The 15657-nt window shown below is 69.7% G+C and carries 12 protein-coding genes; 4 read left to right on the top strand and 8 right to left on the bottom strand.

From position 1 onward, the window contains the following. Positions 1 to 6: 6 nt before the first annotated feature. The 8 genes from PKE75_RS16150 to PKE75_RS16115 all read right to left on the bottom strand — a co-directional run bounded on the left by PKE75_RS16150 (position 7) and on the right by PKE75_RS16115 (position 13449). Positions 7 to 7104 carry a translocation/assembly module TamB domain-containing protein gene (locus tag PKE75_RS16150; protein ID WP_271169770.1) on the bottom strand — a complete coding sequence of 2366 codons (7098 nt, stop codon included), beginning with the start codon at positions 7102 to 7104 and terminating at the stop codon, positions 7 to 9. 8 nt (positions 7105 to 7112) lie between these two features. After that, on the bottom strand, positions 7113 to 9035 hold the full coding sequence (locus tag PKE75_RS16145) for an autotransporter assembly complex protein TamA (RefSeq protein ID WP_271169769.1): 1923 nt from the start codon (positions 9033 to 9035) through the stop codon (positions 7113 to 7115). A gap of 119 nt (positions 9036 to 9154) precedes the next feature. Then, positions 9155 to 9769: a MerR family transcriptional regulator gene (locus tag PKE75_RS16140; protein WP_271169768.1), complete on the bottom strand. Its 615-nt coding sequence runs from the start codon at positions 9767 to 9769 to the stop codon at positions 9155 to 9157. After that, the gene (locus PKE75_RS16135; protein ID WP_271169767.1) at positions 9766 to 10095 is read right to left on the bottom strand and encodes an integration host factor subunit alpha; all 330 of its coding nucleotides are present in this window, start codon (positions 10093 to 10095) and stop codon (positions 9766 to 9768) included. The genes PKE75_RS16140 and PKE75_RS16135 overlap by 4 nt, the downstream gene beginning before the upstream one ends. 136 nt (positions 10096 to 10231) lie before the next feature. After that, on the bottom strand, positions 10232 to 11200 hold the full coding sequence (locus PKE75_RS16130) for a beta-ketoacyl-ACP synthase III (RefSeq protein ID WP_271169766.1): 969 nt from the start codon (positions 11198 to 11200) through the stop codon (positions 10232 to 10234). Continuing rightward, positions 11197 to 12276: a phosphate acyltransferase PlsX gene (plsX, locus tag PKE75_RS16125; protein ID WP_271169765.1), complete on the bottom strand. Its 1080-nt coding sequence runs from the start codon at positions 12274 to 12276 to the stop codon at positions 11197 to 11199. Before plsX ends, PKE75_RS16130 begins: the two co-directional genes overlap by 4 nt. 133 nt (positions 12277 to 12409) lie before the next feature. Next, positions 12410 to 12907, bottom strand: coding sequence for a YceD family protein (locus tag PKE75_RS16120; protein ID WP_271169764.1), 498 nt, complete (start codon positions 12905 to 12907; stop codon positions 12410 to 12412). Next, positions 12904 to 13449, bottom strand: coding sequence for a ubiquinol-cytochrome C chaperone family protein (locus PKE75_RS16115; RefSeq protein ID WP_271169763.1), 546 nt, complete (start codon positions 13447 to 13449; stop codon positions 12904 to 12906). The genes PKE75_RS16120 and PKE75_RS16115 overlap by 4 nt, the downstream gene beginning before the upstream one ends. A 144-nt stretch (positions 13450 to 13593) precedes the next feature. On the opposite strand from PKE75_RS16115, the gene PKE75_RS16110 reads away from it, so the two are divergent. Genes PKE75_RS16110 through PKE75_RS16095 form a run of 4 tightly spaced genes read left to right on the top strand, consistent with a single transcriptional unit; the run spans position 13594 to position 15654 of the window. Then, entirely contained in the window at positions 13594 to 14046 is a 453-nt protein-coding gene (locus tag PKE75_RS16110) for an outer membrane protein assembly factor BamE (RefSeq protein ID WP_271169762.1), read from the top strand. A 25-nt stretch (positions 14047 to 14071) separates the two neighbouring features. Next, complete coding sequence (locus PKE75_RS16105; RefSeq protein ID WP_271169761.1) at positions 14072 to 14509, top strand: hypothetical protein; 438 nt, start codon at positions 14072 to 14074, stop codon at positions 14507 to 14509. Between the two features lie 21 nt (positions 14510 to 14530). Further along, positions 14531 to 14968 carry a DUF1489 family protein gene (locus tag PKE75_RS16100; protein ID WP_271169760.1) on the top strand — a complete coding sequence of 146 codons (438 nt, stop codon included), beginning with the start codon at positions 14531 to 14533 and terminating at the stop codon, positions 14966 to 14968. Continuing rightward, a complete protein-coding gene (locus PKE75_RS16095; RefSeq protein WP_271169759.1) occupies positions 14965 to 15654 on the top strand; it encodes a DUF599 domain-containing protein in 690 nt (229 codons plus the stop codon). The genes PKE75_RS16100 and PKE75_RS16095 overlap by 4 nt, the downstream gene beginning before the upstream one ends. The last annotated feature ends 3 nt before the right edge of the window (positions 15655 to 15657 follow it).

The raw sequence follows: 15657 nt of genomic DNA, 5'->3' as shown, positions 1-15657 counted from the left end.
CGCCGCTCAGTAGTCCCATTCGGCGGCGACGCCGGCCGACGTGTTGCCGGCGGCTCCCGCCTGGCCGCGCGCCTTGATGTGATCCGTCAGATCGATGTTGACGGTCACGCCGGTGTCCTGCGGCGTCGTGCCGGAGGTGAAGCCGAGATAGATGTTGTCGGCGATGTAGCGCCCGACGCCAAGGCCGAAGCCGCCGCTCTCGCCTGCCCCAAGGTCCAGACTGTCGACGCCGAGACCCTTGCGCAGGCTCTCGAGCGGGCCCCCGCCGCCGCCGCCGACGCCGCTGTATTGCGCGACCGCCTGAGCAAGCTGGAGCGCCTGGCTCGCGGAAAGCTCGCCGGAGGCCTTGTTGAACAGCAGCCGCGACAGAACCTCGTCTGTCGGGACGGACGGGTTGGACCCGAAAGCGATCTGCGGAGCGGACGCCGTGCCCGTGATCAGCACCTGCGCGGTGATGTCCTTCGCCTTTGTCTCCGCGACGAAATCGAGCGTCGGATCGAGATCGCCTGCGAACGACACGGCGCCGCGGGTGAAGTCGAGCTTGTGGCCGATCACCGTGATCTGGCTCCGGCCTTGACGCAAGTTGAATGCGCCGACCACTTCGGGGTCCACGGACGTGCCCCCAACGGTGATCTTGCCGCCGGCCTCCGCCTGCATGCCGAGACCGCGGATAAAGATGCGGTCGTTAGCCTCGACCGAGATGTCGAGCGTCGCGACGAAGGCGTCGTCTTTCTTGCCCTTCGCCTTTCCAGTGTTGACCGCCGTGTACTGCTTCATCACGGCCGCCGGCGCTCCGCGATGGCGCACATCCGGCAGCGGCGTATAGCGCGCCGGAATCCGGTCCGGGATCTGGATCTCGACCGAGCGGGTGCTGATCGTTCCCCTGACGACCGGCCGGCGGGCCAGCGGGCCTTCGAGACGCAGGTCGGCGTCGGTGATGGCCGTCACGATGTCGGTGCCGACGATCTCGGCGTTGCTCGCCTTGAACGCGATCTGACCAGGGAAGCCCGCGGCGGGATCCACCTCCACCCGGCCGGAGCCCGAGATCGAGCCGCCGTTGCGCGTGGTCGCCTTCAGGCTGCGGACGTCGATGGTCGCGCCGTTCGCCGCGACGGACGCCGTCATGCCCTTGAGCTGCAGCCCTGCCGCACGGTTGAAGTAGGAGCCGTTGGCGAGCGAGCCTGTCCCGTTGATCCGGGGCGCGGAAGTCGGGCCGCCGACCTTGACGTCGAAGGTCGCCGTGCCGTCGACCCGATCGCCCGAGACCGACAGCGTGTCGTTGAGGAAGGCGAGCGGCGCGCGGCCGGCGACCGCGAGGTCGAGATCGCCCGCGCCGAGCGGGGCCGAGCCGCGCGCCGTGACGCGCAACCCGCTGGCGGCGGTCACCACCGTGTCGGTGGAGACGCGCCTTCCTTCGAGCCGGCCCTTGGAATCGATCGCCGCCGCCGGCACGCCCGCGCTGCGGGTGGCCGCGGTCGACAGTCCCGTGACTTTCAGCGAATAGGTCCCGGTAGGCGCGGAGACCGGCCCGCCCACCCTGGCGTCGCCCTGCAGCGTTCCATTGGCGCCAAGTCCCGGCGAGAAGCCGTTGGCGAGGGCGAGCGGAACGCTGCGGATCGCGATCGTCATATCGAGATCGCCGGTCGCGCCGACCGGTGCCGAGCCGTTCGCGGTGATGCGGAGGCCGCCGCCGCCCGTGACGGCGGTGTCGGTCGTGACGCGTCCTCCGGCCAGGTCTCCCTTGGCGGAGATCTGTATCGGCGGGACGCCCTTCGCCTGCGCCGCCGTCAGATTGGCGACCCTGAAGTCGTAAGTCCCCGCCGGCGCGGAGAACGAGCCGCCGATCCTTGCGCCCCCGGCGAGCTTGCCGCCGAGGCCGAGGCTCGGGACGAAGCCGTTCGCGATCGCAAGCGGAAGCTCCGCGATGTCCACCGTCAGGTCGACGTCGCCGCCCGCGGCCGTGATGGGGATTGCGCCGCGCGCAACTGCGCGCACGCCGCCGCCGCCGGTGATCGCGGTGTCGGTGGTCACCTTCTGGCCCTCGAGCGTGCCCTTGGTCGCGATCTGAAGCGCGGGCACGCCCTTCGCCTGCGCGGCCGTCAGGTCGGCGATCGAGAGATCGTAAGTCCCGAGCGGAGCCGCGATCGTGCCGCCCACCTTGGCGGCCCCCTTAAGCTTGCCGCCGAGGCCGAGCGCCGGCTGGAAGGCGTTGGCCAGAGAGAGCGGAACGTCGCGAAGCGTCACCGCCATGTCGACCGCGCCCGTGCCGTTGATCGGCGCGGCGCCTTTCGCGGTGAGACTGAGGCCGCCGCCGCCTGTGACGACGGTGTCGGTCGTCACGCGCTCGCCCTGGAGGTCGCCCTTCGCCGCAATCTCCAGCGCGGGCACGCCCTTGGCCTGCGCCGAGGTCAGGCCCGTCACGGTCAAATCGTAAGTTCCGGTCGGCGCTTTCACAGGGCCGGCCACCTTGGCGTCGCCCTTCAGCGTGCCGGTGAGGCCGAGCTCCGGCCGGAAAGCGTTCGCGATGGCGAGGGGCAGTTGCCGGATCGCCACCGTCATGTCGAGATCGCCGTCGCCGAGCGGCGCCGAGCCTTTCGCGGTCAACTCGATGCCGCCGCCGCCAGAGACGGTCGTGTCGGTCGTGACGCGTTCGCCCTCCAGCGTCCCGCTCGTCGCGACCTGAAGCGCCGGCACGCCGCGCGCAGGCGTCGCGAGCAGATCGGCGATCTTGAGGTCGTAGGTTCCGCGCGGCGCCTTTACGGGACCGGTCACCTTGGCGTCGCCCGTCAGGACGCCGCTGAGCCCGAGCTCGGGCCTGAAGCCGTTTGCGAGCGACAGCGGGAGCTGCCGGATCGTCACCGCCATATCGAGATCGCCGTCGCCGAGCGGCGCCGAGCCGCGGGCCACGAGGTTCACGCCGCCCTGCCCCGTCACCGTCGTGTCGGTCGTGACCCTGTCGCCCTGAAGCTCGCCTTTGGTCGCGACCTGGAGCGGAGGCGCGCCCTTCGCCTCAGCGGCGACGAGGTTCGCGATCTGCAGGTCGTACGTTCCGACCGGACGCTTGACCGGTCCGCCGAGTTTGACGTCGCCGCGCAGCACGCCGCCGAGGCCCAGCTCCGGCCGCACGCCGTTGGCGATCGCGAGCGGCAGTTCCCGGATCGAGACCGCCATGTCGAGGTCGCCCTCACCGAGCGGCGCGGAGCCCTTCACGCTGGCCTGCACGCCTCCGCCCCCGGAGAGCACGGCGTCGGTCGCGACGCGTTTGGCGTCGGCCGTCCCCTTGGCGACGACGCCAAGGGGCGCCACTCCTCGGGCGCGGCTTGAGGTGAGGCCGGAGACGGCGAGGTCGTAGGCGGCGACCGGCGACTTCGCCGTGCCGGCGACATGCGCCGTTCCGCGCAGCACGCCGTCGATGTCGACGTCCGGCGCGAAGGCGTTGGCGAGATTGAGCGGCAGGGCTCGGATCGCGACGTTGATGTCGAGAGGCCCATCGCCGAGCGGCGCAGCTCCCTGCGCCGCCAGATCGATCCCGCCGCCGGCGACGGTCGTCAGCGTCGTGACGCGCGTCCCCTCGAGAGCGCCGCGCGCCGCCACGCTGAGCGGCGGCAGGCCGCGCGCCGCGGCCGCCTCGAGCTCAGTGATCTTGAGGTCGTAAGTCCCGCGCGGCGCGTCGATCGGACCGCTGACCCGGACATCGCCACGCAGCGCGCCCTTGAGCCCGAGCTCCGGCTGCGCGGCGTTCGCGATGGCGAGCGGCAATTCGCGGATCGTGACGACCATGTCGACGTCGCCCCTGCCGAGCGGGACGGCGCCCTTGGCGACGAGGCTCACGCCTCCCGCGCCCGTCAGGGCGGCGTCCGTCGTCACGCGCTGGCCTTCCAGCGCGCCCTTCGCGGCAATGGAGAGGACGGGCACGCCCTTGGCCTGACCACTGGCGAGGCCCGCGATCCTGACGTCATAGGTCCCGCGCGGCGCCGAGACCGGCCCGGCGATCTTCGCGTCGCCCTGCAGCGAACCCGCGAGCTTGAGGTCGGGCCTGAACACATTGGCGAGCGCCAGCGGCACGCTGCGCATCGCGACCGTCATGTCGAGGTCGCCGTCGCCCATCGGCGCCGAGCCCTGAGCGCTCAGGCTGAGACCGCCAGCGCCGGTGACGGTCGTATCCGTCACGATGCGGTCGCCCTCAAGCCGGCCCTTGGTGGCGAGCGTGAGCGGGGGAACCTTGGCGTCGCGGAGCTGCGCGATCGACAGGTCGGTCCCGCGGACGTCGAAGGTCGCTTGCGGCGCGGAAGACGGCCCCGTCACCTTGGCGTCGCCCTCGACCACGCCGCCAAGACCGAGATCGGGGGTGAAGGCGTTGCCAAGCGCGAGCGGAAGCTCCCTCAGAGCGATATCGAGATCGAGCTGGGCGCCGGCCTTGCCCTTCACGGTGAGCAGTCCGCCGTCGCTCGCGCGCAGCGAGAAGACGTCGATGGCGACGTCGGACCCGACCACGCGGACCCGGGCGGGAGACGCGAGTCGCGCGGTCTTGCCGCCGCCGGCGATGTCGAGCTTCGAAAGGTCGATGCGGGTTTCGGCCGGCGCATAGACCACGCGGCCCTGCGCGACCGCCGACGATCCGCGCGCGCTCATGTCGAGCGACACGTCCATGCCGTCCGGCGCGCCCTTGGCGACGACCGCGGCCTTGTCGATCACCTGGCCGCCGACCGCGATCGAGGAGCCATGCGCGGTCCCGTCGAGGGTCAGCTTGCCCGTCGGATCGATCACGGTCGCCGCGACGTCGATCGCGCCGATCTTGGCGCCGGGGGCGACGATGTTCTGGCCCGTCGCCCCGATCGCCGCGCGCTGGACGCCGCCTTCCACCGAGAGGTCGACGTCGCCCTTGAGCGTACCGGCCAGCTCCATCAGCGCAATCGCGCCGACGTCGGACAGATCGGGCGCGTCGACCGACAGCTTGCCGGTCGCGAGCGCCGCAGGCGTGACGAGGAGGTCCCCCTTCACGCTGGTCGAGGCGATTTGGAGGTCGAGAGCGGTGAGATGGCGGGCGCCGCTATCGTCTGTGCTGAGCCCGCCCGTTCCCCGGAGCGGCTTGCCGCCGAGCAAGCCCGCAAGACGGAACGTTCCACCGACCGCTCCGGTGACGTCGGTCGCGTCGAGGTCGAGCCTCACGTCCTTCAGCGAACGGTCCATCGCGCGGCCGTCGGGAATCTGGATCACGGCCTTCACGCCGAGATCGTCGAGCCTGCCAGTCAGCGTCGCGTCCATCGTCGCCTTGCCGGCGGCGCGCTGATCGACGAGCGACAGGTCGTCGACCTCCGCTTTCGCCCTGACGTCCGCGCGTTCTCGCGTCGCAGAGCCGTCGGCCGTGACGACGACATGGTCGCCGCGCGCATCGAAACCCTGGAAGGCGAACGAACCGTCGGGCGATCGGGTGACGCCGCCCTTTATCATGAGCGCGCCTCCGGTCAGCGCGTCGACCTGGGCGACGCCCGTTTTCAGCCCGCTCGCCGTGCCGTTGACCGCCGCGCCCAGGCGCGAAAGGTCGAAAGCGACGTCGATGTCGGAGGCGACGTCGACCGCGCCGGCGAGCGTGCGTCCGGCGAGCGGCGACAACGTGGACAGGTCGCTCGCCTTGAGCGTCGCATGGCCCTTGGCCGCGTCGGGCGACACCGCGCCGGCGTAAGTCGCCGCGACGACGTCCGCGAGCCTGACTTCCGAGCGCTCGATCTGCGCGTCGCCGGCGAGCGTGGTGTTGAGGGCGGCGGACATCGTGAAGGTTCGGCCGAGACTGAACAGCCGGTCGTCGGCGAACTTCACGCCGTCGGCCTTGGCGTCGACCACGATCGCCACTCGCGTCCGGTCGGAGGACAGCGCGCCGTCCGGCGTCGCCTTGAGCGCGATCCTCGCCGTCTCGGCGCCGCCCTGCTCGGCCGCCAGTCCGCCGCCGTCGATCGTCGCGTCGATCACGGGATGATCGAGCGGACCCTTCGCGGTTCCAAGCAGGCTGAGCGACGCCCAGCTCACGTCGGCCGGAAGCACCGCGGCGAAGCGTGCGGGCTCGCCGGCGCGTGCGTCGTAGGACAGGTCGACCGTCTCGGCCGAGGCGTCGATCTTGCCGCGGGCGCTGAACCGCGCCGAGGGCGCCTCCACGCTCAGATCGATCAGGTCGATCGGCCCCTCATCGGGGGCCAGAGCCTCTGCGGAAATCTTCGTCGCGCCCTCGACAAGCGGCGCGTAGCCCGGCGAGACCATCCGTCCGACGTCGCCGGTAAGCCCGAGCGTGAAACGGCGCGCCTTGCCCTCGCGCTTGACGTCGGCTGCGCCGTCGATCCGCCCTTGATCGCCGGCGGTGATCACGAGCTGGGTGCGCAGCGCATCGAGCGTGCCGGCGCCGTCCATCCCGATATTGATCGGCGGCAGACCGGGAATCTGCGCCATGCGGGCGACCAGTCCGCCCGCGGGCTCGCTCCCCCGCAGCGACAGTTCGATTCCGTTCGTCGCCGGGACGAACCGCCCATGGCCTGCGATCTGACCGGGCGTGTCGTCGATGCGGCGAAGATCGAATTCGGCCGAGACGCCCTCTGCCGGTCGCCGGAGGGTGGCGGCGGCGGTCGCCGCGAGCTTGGCGGGAACCCCCATAACGGGCGCCGCCAGGTCGAGCGCGGCGAGCGTGAACTTCTCGAGATGGATCTCGATCGGCAGCTCGGGGAACAGCGGCGCGTTCGGATCAGGCGGGGCGACCGGCTCGTTCTGTTCGGGATAGTCCGGCTGCCGGGCGACCTTGACCTCGCCGACATCCACGAGGTTCACGACGAGCTTGCGGTTGTAGAGCTGGAGCGGCGACCATTCGACCCGCACGCGATCGACCGTCAGCCACTCGCCCTTGCGGTCGGAGAGCCTGACGTCGCGGATCGTCATATCGGTCGGGAACGTTCCCTCGATCTTGCCGATGGCGATCCTGGTGTCGTCGGAGCTCGCATATTTCGACGTCAGGCTGGCGATCGTCGCGAGCCCGGGGGCGGTCGTCAGATAGACCAGGATAGCGCCGAGAACCACGACCGGGATCAGCAGCAGCACGCCGAGGACGATGAGGGCGCGTTTCATGATGGCCATCAGAACGCCTGCCCGATGCTGATGTAGAAGGCGACCCGCGGATCATTCTTGCTGCGCCCCATCACGGGCGTCGCGATGTCGGCGCGGATCGGACCGATCGCCGTATAGTACCGCAGGCCGATACCGGCGCCGACGCGGATGTCCTCCTTGAAGTCAGGGATCGACTTGTCGAAGGCGGCGCCCGCGTCGACGAACGGAACGATGCCGATCGTATCGGTGATCTTCACGCGCGCCTCGAGCGACGTCTCGATCAGGCTGCGGCCGCCGATCGGCGTGTCGTCCTTGCAGGCGAGGGCCCGCTTCGGCCTAGGATTGATCGGCGTGCAGAACGGGCTCGCGCTCTGATAGGCGAAGCCCCGGATCGAGCCGCCGCCGCCGGCGAAGAACCGCCGGTTCGCCGGGACGTCCGCGAGCGTCTTCGGTCCAACCATCGAGCCGAAGCCGATCTTGCCCGCCAGGATGAAGCGGTGGGCCTCGTCGAAGCTGAGATAGCTCGACACCTGCCCCTTGAAGATGTTGAGCGACTTCGACTCGCCCTGGAAGTTGTAATAGGGCGCAGCGCTCAGCGTGGCGCGGACGCCGCGCGAGGGATCGAGCTTGCTGTCGGTGTTGTCGAAGGTGGCGCTGACCGGCAGGCCGACGAGCAGGAAGTCCTTCTCTCCGAAGGTGTCGCGAATCGTCGAGCCCTCGGCCTCGACGCCGCCCTGGATCGAGAGTTCGCTCGTGAGCCGGCGGCGGATGGCGGCGGCGGCGCGAATGCCGTCGCGGTCATAGGCGTCGGGCCGCTCGCGCAGCGCCTCGACGTCGACAAGGAGGTCGTCGAATCCGGTCCAGACTCCGGGCTTCTCGAAATGCGCCTTCAGGCTGTACTCGTAGTCCTGCGGCGAATTCGAGATCAGGCGCGAGACGCCGGCGTCGATCCTGAGCTTCTCCGCCCCGCCGAACAGGTTGCGGTGGCCCCAATAGGCGCCGAGGCTGGCGCCGTCGATCGAGTCGTACAACGCCGACGCGCCGACGTAGCGGAACTTCTTCTCTTCGACCTCGATCGTGATCGGCACGCGGCCATAGGCGTCCGGGGCGGTCGCCTCGCGGATGCGGATCGAGCCGAACACGTCGAGCTTGTTCACCTCGTCGCGAAGCTCCGCGACCTTTTTCGGGCTGTAGCGGTCGCCCGGCTTGAACGGCACACGGCCGAGGACGACCTTCGGGTCGACCTCCCGGGTTCCCGTCACCGTCACGTCGCCGAAGGGGGCGCGGACGCCGGCCTCGACCCGTATTGTGACGTCGAGCTGGTTGCGTGAGTGATCGGCGACGACGTCGCGGCCCTTCACCGCCGCGAACGGGTAGCCCTCGTTGCGCAGCTTGTCGACGATCCGCGATTCCGCGGCGAAGACGACTGACGACGGCGCAGGCTGGCCGGGAACGAGGCCCACTTTGGCCGGATCGATCGACGCCACCTGGCTCGAGCCGGCGTCCAGACTCTGGATGCGCACGTTTCCGAGCGTGAAGACGGGCCCGGGATGGACGCGAACGACGACCTGCGCCGGGCGACGCGCGCGCTGGGCGGCGTCCGCTGCGCTCTCCGAAGCAACGGACACTCCGGCGATCGTCACCTCAACCAGCGCAGCGTAGCGGCCCGTCGCCGTCAGCGCCGCGGCGATGCGCTCGATGTCCGCCTTGCCGCGGCCGACGAGGCCGGGAGGGCCCGGAGGAACTTCTTTTTCCAACGATTTGAGCGACGAGGTCTCGCTCGCGATCTTCTCGACGTCCGCGTCGCCGCCGTCGACGGCGAAGGTCGTGACGTAGGGGATTCCCGGAACGGCGGCCGCGGCCGCCGGCGGGGGACCGGACGGCGCGGCCTGAGCCAGAGCCCCATGATCAAGCGTACAGGCCAGGATCCCGGCGGCCAGCAATGCCGGCAAACCGCCGTGTCGTCGTCCCTGCCCCACGCCCACTCGCAGTCCCCGCATCGACACCCCGATACCGTCATACCCATTCGACGGAGCGGGGCACAAGGTAAAAGCCGGAAGCTAACGCCTGCTTAGGACCGCCCGTCCAGCAAACGGCGACACGCCCGAAGCTCGTCCAACGCGGACGACAACCGGGCGATCTGCCTTTCGGTCAGGCCGGCCGCAGGCGGCTCGACCGACTCCGGAAACGGCTCGGCCTCGCTTCGAACGCCATACGACTCGAGGACGGTCTCCGGATCAGCCGGCGCCGGGGCCGCCGCGGTCTTCCCCGCCGGAGCCCAGAAGTCGGGACCGGCGTCGGCCTGCATCAGGCCTCTGGCCCGCTCGCCGCTCGCCGGAGCCTCGAGAGACGGATCACGTCGGGGCTCCGCACCGACGGACGCGCCGGCCGCGCTGGCCGCCTTCCGGCCGCCCTGCTCCCGCAGGATCCGCTGGACGCCGCGGATCGTGTACCCCTCGCCATAGAGCAGTTGCTTGACGCCCCGCAGCAGGTCGACGTCGTTCGGGCGGTAATAGCGCCGGCCGCCGCCGCGCTTGATCGGCTTGACCTGAGGAAAGCGCGTCTCCCAGAACCGCAGCACGTGCTGTGGCAGGCCGAGCTCCTCGGCGACTTCGCTGATCGTGCGGAAGGCGTCCGGCCCCTTGCCGACGCCTTCGCTCTCGATGTCGCCGGGGTCGGTCGTCAAGCGGTGCCGTTCCTCTTGGCCGGAAGCTCTTCGTCGATGCCGTTGATTCGGCTCTTCAGGATGTTGGACGGCTTGAACACCATCACACGGCGGGGCGGGATCGGGACCTCCTGGCCGCTCTTCGGATTACGCCCGACCCGCTGGCCCTTGTCGCGAACCACGAACGAGCCGAAGGACGACAGCTTCACCGTCTCCCCCCGCTCCAGACAATCGCCGATCTCCGCCAGCACCATTTCAACCAGCGCCGCAGACTCCGTGCGCGACAGTCCAACCTTCTGGTAGACCGCTTCGCAAAGATCCGCGCGCGTCACCGTGCGCCCAGTCATCCCGTGCCTTCCCCCTGCTTTTCCGGCCGATCGCGCGATATCGGAGTTCGCGTCTCTACCCGGCCAAGGTCAGGCTATGTGCCTGCTCGACGGCGGTCAACGCTCGGATCGCATTGAGAGATCGTGCTTTCGTCCGTCACCAGCGAACGAGCGCGGAAGCCCAGGTGAAGCCGCCGCCCATCGCCTCGAGCAGAACGAGGTCGCCTTGTGCGATACGGCCGTCCTGCCGCGCGGCGACAAGCGCCAGAGGAATCGAGGCGGCGGAGGTGTTGCCGTGCTGGTCTACGGTGACGACCACCTTCTCCGGCGCGATGCCGAGCTTCTGGGCGCTGGCGTCGATGATCCGGCGGTTCGCCTGATGCGGCACGAACCAGTCGATCGTCTCCGCCGTCTCGCCGGTCGCGGCGAAGGCGTCGCGGATCACGTCGGTGATCATGCCCACCGCGTGGCGGAAGACCTCACGGCCCTCCATCCGCAGCAGCCCCGTCGTGCGCGTCGAGGACGGGCCGCCATCCACATAGAGCTTCAGCTTGTGTCGGCCGTCGGAGCGGAGATGCGTGGTGAGCACCCCGCGATCGCCGGCGTCCTCGGCCGCCTCCAGCACGATCGCGCCGGCGCCGTCGCCGAACAGCACGCAGGTTGTGCGGTCCGTCCAGTCCAGGATGCGCGAGAAGGTCTCCGCGCCGATCACGAGGGCGCGCTTGTGCTGTCCCGAGACGAGAAACTTGTCGGCGATCGCGAGCGCGTAGACGAACCCCGAGCACACCGCCTGCACGTCGAAGGCGAAGCCCTGCGTCATGCCAAGCGCCGCCTGGACGGCGGTTGCGGTCGCGGGGAAAGTGTTGTCGGGGGTCGACGTCGCGAGAACGATCAGATCGATGTCGGTCGCGTCGATCCCGGCGTCCGCCAGCGCCGCCTTCGCTGCGCCGATCGCGAGGTCGGAGGTCATTTCGCCCTCCGCCGCGATGTGGCGTTGTCGGATGCCGGTGCGCTGGACGATCCACTCGTCGGAGGTGTCGACGGTCTGCGCCAGCTCCTCGTTGGTGAGAATCCTGCTCGGGAGATAGGCGCCGCAACCCCGGACTACGGAACGCAATTGGGTCACGAAGCGGCCTCTACGAGCGCGTCGTCGCGCCGGGTGGAAATCTCAGCGACGGTCGAGCCGGCGCCATGCACGAGACCCTGCTGGATCTTCTGGGTGAGATCGTAGCGCGCCATGTCGTAGCCGAGCTCGACGGCCGACGCGAAGCCTTCGGCGTCGGTTCCGCCATGGCTCTTGATCACGACGCCGTCGAGGCCGAGAAACACGCCGCCGTTCACCTTGCGCGGATCCATCTTGTCGCGGAGCTCGTCGAAGGCGTGCTTGGCGAGCAGATATCCGATCTTCGACATCAGGGTCCGAGATAGCGCGGCGCGCAGGTATTCCGCGATCTGGCGCGCCGTGCCCTCGGCGGTCTTGAGCGCGATGTTGCCGGAAAACCCTTCGGTCACGACCACGTCGACCGTGCCTCTGCCGAGATCGTCGCCTTCAACGAAGCCGCGGAAATCGATCGCGGGAAAGCCGCCCTCGCGAAGCAGCCGCGCGGCCTCCTTGACCTGCTCGACGCCCTTGATCTCCTCGACGCCGACATTGAGCAGCCCGACGGTCGGGCGCTCGATGTCGAACAGGATTCGGGCCATCGCCGAGCCCATCACCGCGAAGTCGACGAGCTGCTTGGCGTCCGCGCCGATGGTCGCGCCGACGTCGAGCACGATGCTCTCGCCGCGCAGCGTCGGCCAGATCGCGGCGATCGCCGGGCGTTCGACGCCAGGCAGCATCCGCAGGCAGAAGCGCGACATCGCCATCAGCGCTCCGGTGTTGCCGGCTGAGACGGCCACATGCGCCTGGCGCGCCTTCACGGCGTCGAGCGCGAGCCACATCGAGGATCTGCGGCGGCCCTGCCGAAGCGCGACGCTCGGCTTGTCCTCCATCCGCACCGCGACATCGGTGTGCAGTATCTCGGAGACCGCCTTCAGCCGGGGATCGGCTTCGACCAGCGGGCGGATGCGGGCTTCATCCCCCACGAAGAGGAACGTCATGTCGGGCTTGCGGCAGAGCGCGAGGGCCGCTCCAGGAGCCACGATCTCGGGGCCGAAGTCGCCCCCCATGGCGTCGAGCGCGATGCGAACCTTGTCTGTCATTCGTTCCGTTGCCGTCGACCGGCGCCCTGGGCTCGAGAGACGCCACGGTGGCCCGGCGGCGGGCGACGGTTCAGGCGCGGGCGGACCATAGCGGCTGTCTCACAAGTCGCAACCCTCGCCGTCAACCCTGAAATCAGCGCCCGTCGGGACCTTCTTTCAGACGCCGCAGCGCAGCAAACGGCGAATCTCCGACGCCGTCGCCGTCTTGCGCGAACACGGCGCCAGGCTTCCGCGGATGGGGATCGAGCGCGAGGGCGAAGAATTCCGCGGCGAGCTGGCCCAGGTCAATCGCGCCGCCGACGAGCGGCTCGGGAGCGTCGTCGCGCTCGTCCGCGGCGTCTGCGCCGGGAACGAAGCGGACGTCGATGTCCTCATTGATCCTCTCCGGGAACGGGTCGAGGGTCACCACGCAGGTGCGCGTCGCCTCGGCCGCCAGCGTTCCGCGGACCCGCAGGCCATCCCGACCGAGCGGCGAGACGTGCAGCCGCGCGACGAACGAGTCGACCGAGACCGTTTCGTTGAAGGCCGCGAGCGCCGCGCGCTCGTCGCCGGTGGCGACCACCTCGACGTCGATCCCTTCGGAGGGAACCGCGGCGGCGGCGAGCGGCCGTGACAATGGAAGCGTGCTCATGCTTCGCCCTCGATGGCAGGAAAGCTCGGCCCCGTCGACACGAGCGTCTCGACGGGCTGCGCCGACAGCGCGTCGGCGGCGAGCGCAACATAATCGGCGAGGCGCTCGGGTCCGTCGCCGGCCCCGGCGTCGCGATAGACGATTCGCCGAAGCGCCGAGGCGAGCGCCTCCCGGTCGCCGGACGACAACGCCGCGTCGTAGAGCGCGAGGCCGTCATAGAACGAGCTCGCCATCGCCTTGATCTTTTTCGGGACAGTGAGATCCCCGACCCCGATCTCACGCAGCGAGGCGTCGAGCGAGGCGAACATGGCGTCGAGAACGCCCTGCGCCCGGGCCGCCGCCTCGGGGCCCTCGCCGCTCAGCCTGCGCAGGTAGAGAGAGACGTGCAGCACGATGAGCTCGAAGCGGCCCGGCAACGTGTCCGGCGCGCCGAGGTCGCGGTAGAACGCGGGTCGCCGCGCGTCGGCCACGATCCCCGCATAGACCGTCTCGGCGACCGAAAGCTCGGCGGGCGACCGCTTCCTGAGGAGACCGAAGATCATCGCTGTGCGCGCCCCTGTTGAACTGGAGCCTGCCGCGAGGTACGCCAAGAGCGGCGGAGGAGCAAGCCTGAGCGGCGTTGGCGCGCCTTCTCGGGGCAGGATTGTGAGCCCTCTTCAGTCGCGTTTCGGGAGGAAGCTTCGCACATGACCATCAAGAGTTTCGCGTCGGGCGTCCGGGTGGCCGGCCTGATCGCCGCGACGGCGCTCGCAGCCTCGGCCGCGGGCTGCGCCGAGGACCAGTCCAAAGGCTACGTGCTCTCGGAGAGCGCCCTCCAGCAGGTGCCCGTCGGCTCCAGCCAGGAGCAGGTGCTCGTCGTGCTCGGCACGCCCTCGACCACGGCGACTCTGAAGGGCGACGTCTTCTACTACATCTCGCAGAAGACCCACCGCGCGGTGGCCTTCATGAACCCGACCATCTCGGATCAGCGGGTGCTCGCGGTCTATTTCGACCAGAATCACAAAGTGTCCCGGATCGCGAATTACGGCCTCAAGGACGGCCGCGTGTTCGACTTCATCGGCCAGGTCACGCCGACTGCGGGCCAGGAGACGAACTTCATCGAGCACATGTTCAAGGGCCTGCTGTCGAACGACGACTGAGGACGCGCGATCTCGGAGCGCCTGCATGAACACCACCTGGCGATGGGCGGCGGCGATTCTCGTCGCGGCGGCGGCCACCACGGAAGCGTCGGCCGCCGCGCCGGGAGACCGGCAGTTCATCACGATCGAGAGCCACGACCCGTCGGCCTTCCTGAGGGCGGTGCGGGTCGGAGCCGATTTCGTGAAGAGCGGCCGCGGGCGGCAGTTCCGGATCATCCTCGCGAACGGCGGAGTGATCGTGGCGATTCCCGGAATGGCGCTGGTCCAGCGCGACCTGCCGCCGATCCTGCGAGGCGCTTCGGGACTTGGCGTCGTCGCCTGCAAGGAGACGATCGACCTGCTGTCGAAGGCGAACAAGCGCCGCGTGCCGGTGCTGCCCGGCGTGCAGGTCGCTTCGTGCCGCAGCCTGAGGCACCAGATGACCGTCGCCGGCTGGCAGACCGCCCCGGGTTTAGACAACTGAGTCGGCCATAGCGACCGCGCAATGACGCTTCACCTGCAAAAGCTCTGCGTCGGATGCGATTCGCCGGAGGACCTCCGGCAATGGATCGACGAGCGCATGGCCGAACGCCGCCGCCGCGGCGCGCCGGCGGAACAGGTGCACACGACGCGAATGGCGCCGAAGCGCGCCGTCGAACTGCTCGACGGCGGCTCGCTTTACTGGGTGATCAAGGGCGCGATCCTCGTGCGGCAACCGCTGGTCGACCTCAGGCCGGTCAGGGGCGCCGACGGGATCGAGCGTTGCGAACTCGTGCTGACCCCGGACCTCGTGGCGGTGCGGCCGACGCCGCGACGGGCCTTCCAGGGCTGGCGGTATCTGCCGTCCGGCGACGCGCCGCCGGACCTCGCGGACGACGAGCGCTCCGCGCCGGGGCTGCCGGCGCACCTCGCGGCCGAGCTCAGGACGCTCGGACTGCTATGACCCGGATCATCGACGTCTTCTCGTGGATGGACGCCGTCGCGATCGCTGCGTTCCTTGGGACGTGGATCCTGCAGCACGTCCTGTCCGAACGGTCGTCGCTGAGCCTCAACGCCGTGATGGCGCGACGACGGCGGAGCTGGATGGGACGGATGGCGGGCCGCGAGGCGCGCATGCCGGATTCGATCACCATGCAGGGCCTGCAGAACGGCTCGGCGTTCTTCGCCTCGACGTCGCTGCTCGCGATCGGCGGCGGGCTGGCTGCGCTGCGCGCCAGCGATCAGGCGATCGAGGTGTTCGCCTCGCTGCCCTTCGGCATCACCACCACGGCGCAGCTCTACGACGTCAAGGCGCTCGGGTTCTCAGCGATCTTCGTCTACGCCTTCTTCAAGTTCGTCTGGGCGTACAGGCTGTTCAACTATTGCTCGATCCTCATCGTCGCCGCGCCCCCGCCCGCCTTGGTGGGGACGTCGGAGATGGATCTCGCGGTCGAGCGCGCGGCGCGGATGAACATTGAGGCCGGGCGGCACTTCAACCGCGGTCTGCGCGCGCTGTTCTTCGTGCTCGCCTATCTCGGCTGGTTCGTCAGCCCCGCGGTACTGATCGCCGCCAGCGTCGCCGTGTTCGTCGTGCTCTACCGTCGCCAGTTCGATTCCGAACCGCTCAGGGCCGCAAGCTATGGCGACTGACCC

The sequence above is a fragment of the Hansschlegelia plantiphila genome (assembly GCF_027922265.1).
GTDB lineage: Bacteria > Pseudomonadota > Alphaproteobacteria > Rhizobiales > Methylopilaceae > Methylopila > Methylopila plantiphila.
This window is presented reverse-complemented; position numbering and strand designations above follow the sequence as displayed.

What these genes read in the sequence shown, in the direction of transcription:
- PKE75_RS16100 (WP_271169760.1), top strand. Translation starts at nt 14,531, where the DNA reads ATGACGCTTCACCTGCAAAAGCTCTGCGTCGGATGCGATTCGCCGGAG.
- PKE75_RS16120 (WP_271169764.1), bottom strand. Translation starts at nt 12,907, where the DNA reads ATGAGCACGCTTCCATTGTCACGGCCGCTCGCCGCCGCCGCGGTTCCC.
- PKE75_RS16135 (WP_271169767.1), bottom strand. Translation starts at nt 10,095, where the DNA reads ATGACTGGGCGCACGGTGACGCGCGCGGATCTTTGCGAAGCGGTCTAC.
- PKE75_RS16110 (WP_271169762.1), top strand. Translation starts at nt 13,594, where the DNA reads ATGACCATCAAGAGTTTCGCGTCGGGCGTCCGGGTGGCCGGCCTGATC.
- PKE75_RS16095 (WP_271169759.1), top strand. Translation starts at nt 14,965, where the DNA reads ATGACCCGGATCATCGACGTCTTCTCGTGGATGGACGCCGTCGCGATC.
- PKE75_RS16105 (WP_271169761.1), top strand. Translation starts at nt 14,072, where the DNA reads ATGAACACCACCTGGCGATGGGCGGCGGCGATTCTCGTCGCGGCGGCG.
- plsX (WP_271169765.1), bottom strand. Translation starts at nt 12,276, where the DNA reads ATGACAGACAAGGTTCGCATCGCGCTCGACGCCATGGGGGGCGACTTC.
- PKE75_RS16115 (WP_271169763.1), bottom strand. Translation starts at nt 13,449, where the DNA reads ATGATCTTCGGTCTCCTCAGGAAGCGGTCGCCCGCCGAGCTTTCGGTC.
- PKE75_RS16150 (WP_271169770.1), bottom strand. Translation starts at nt 7,104, where the DNA reads ATGAAACGCGCCCTCATCGTCCTCGGCGTGCTGCTGCTGATCCCGGTC.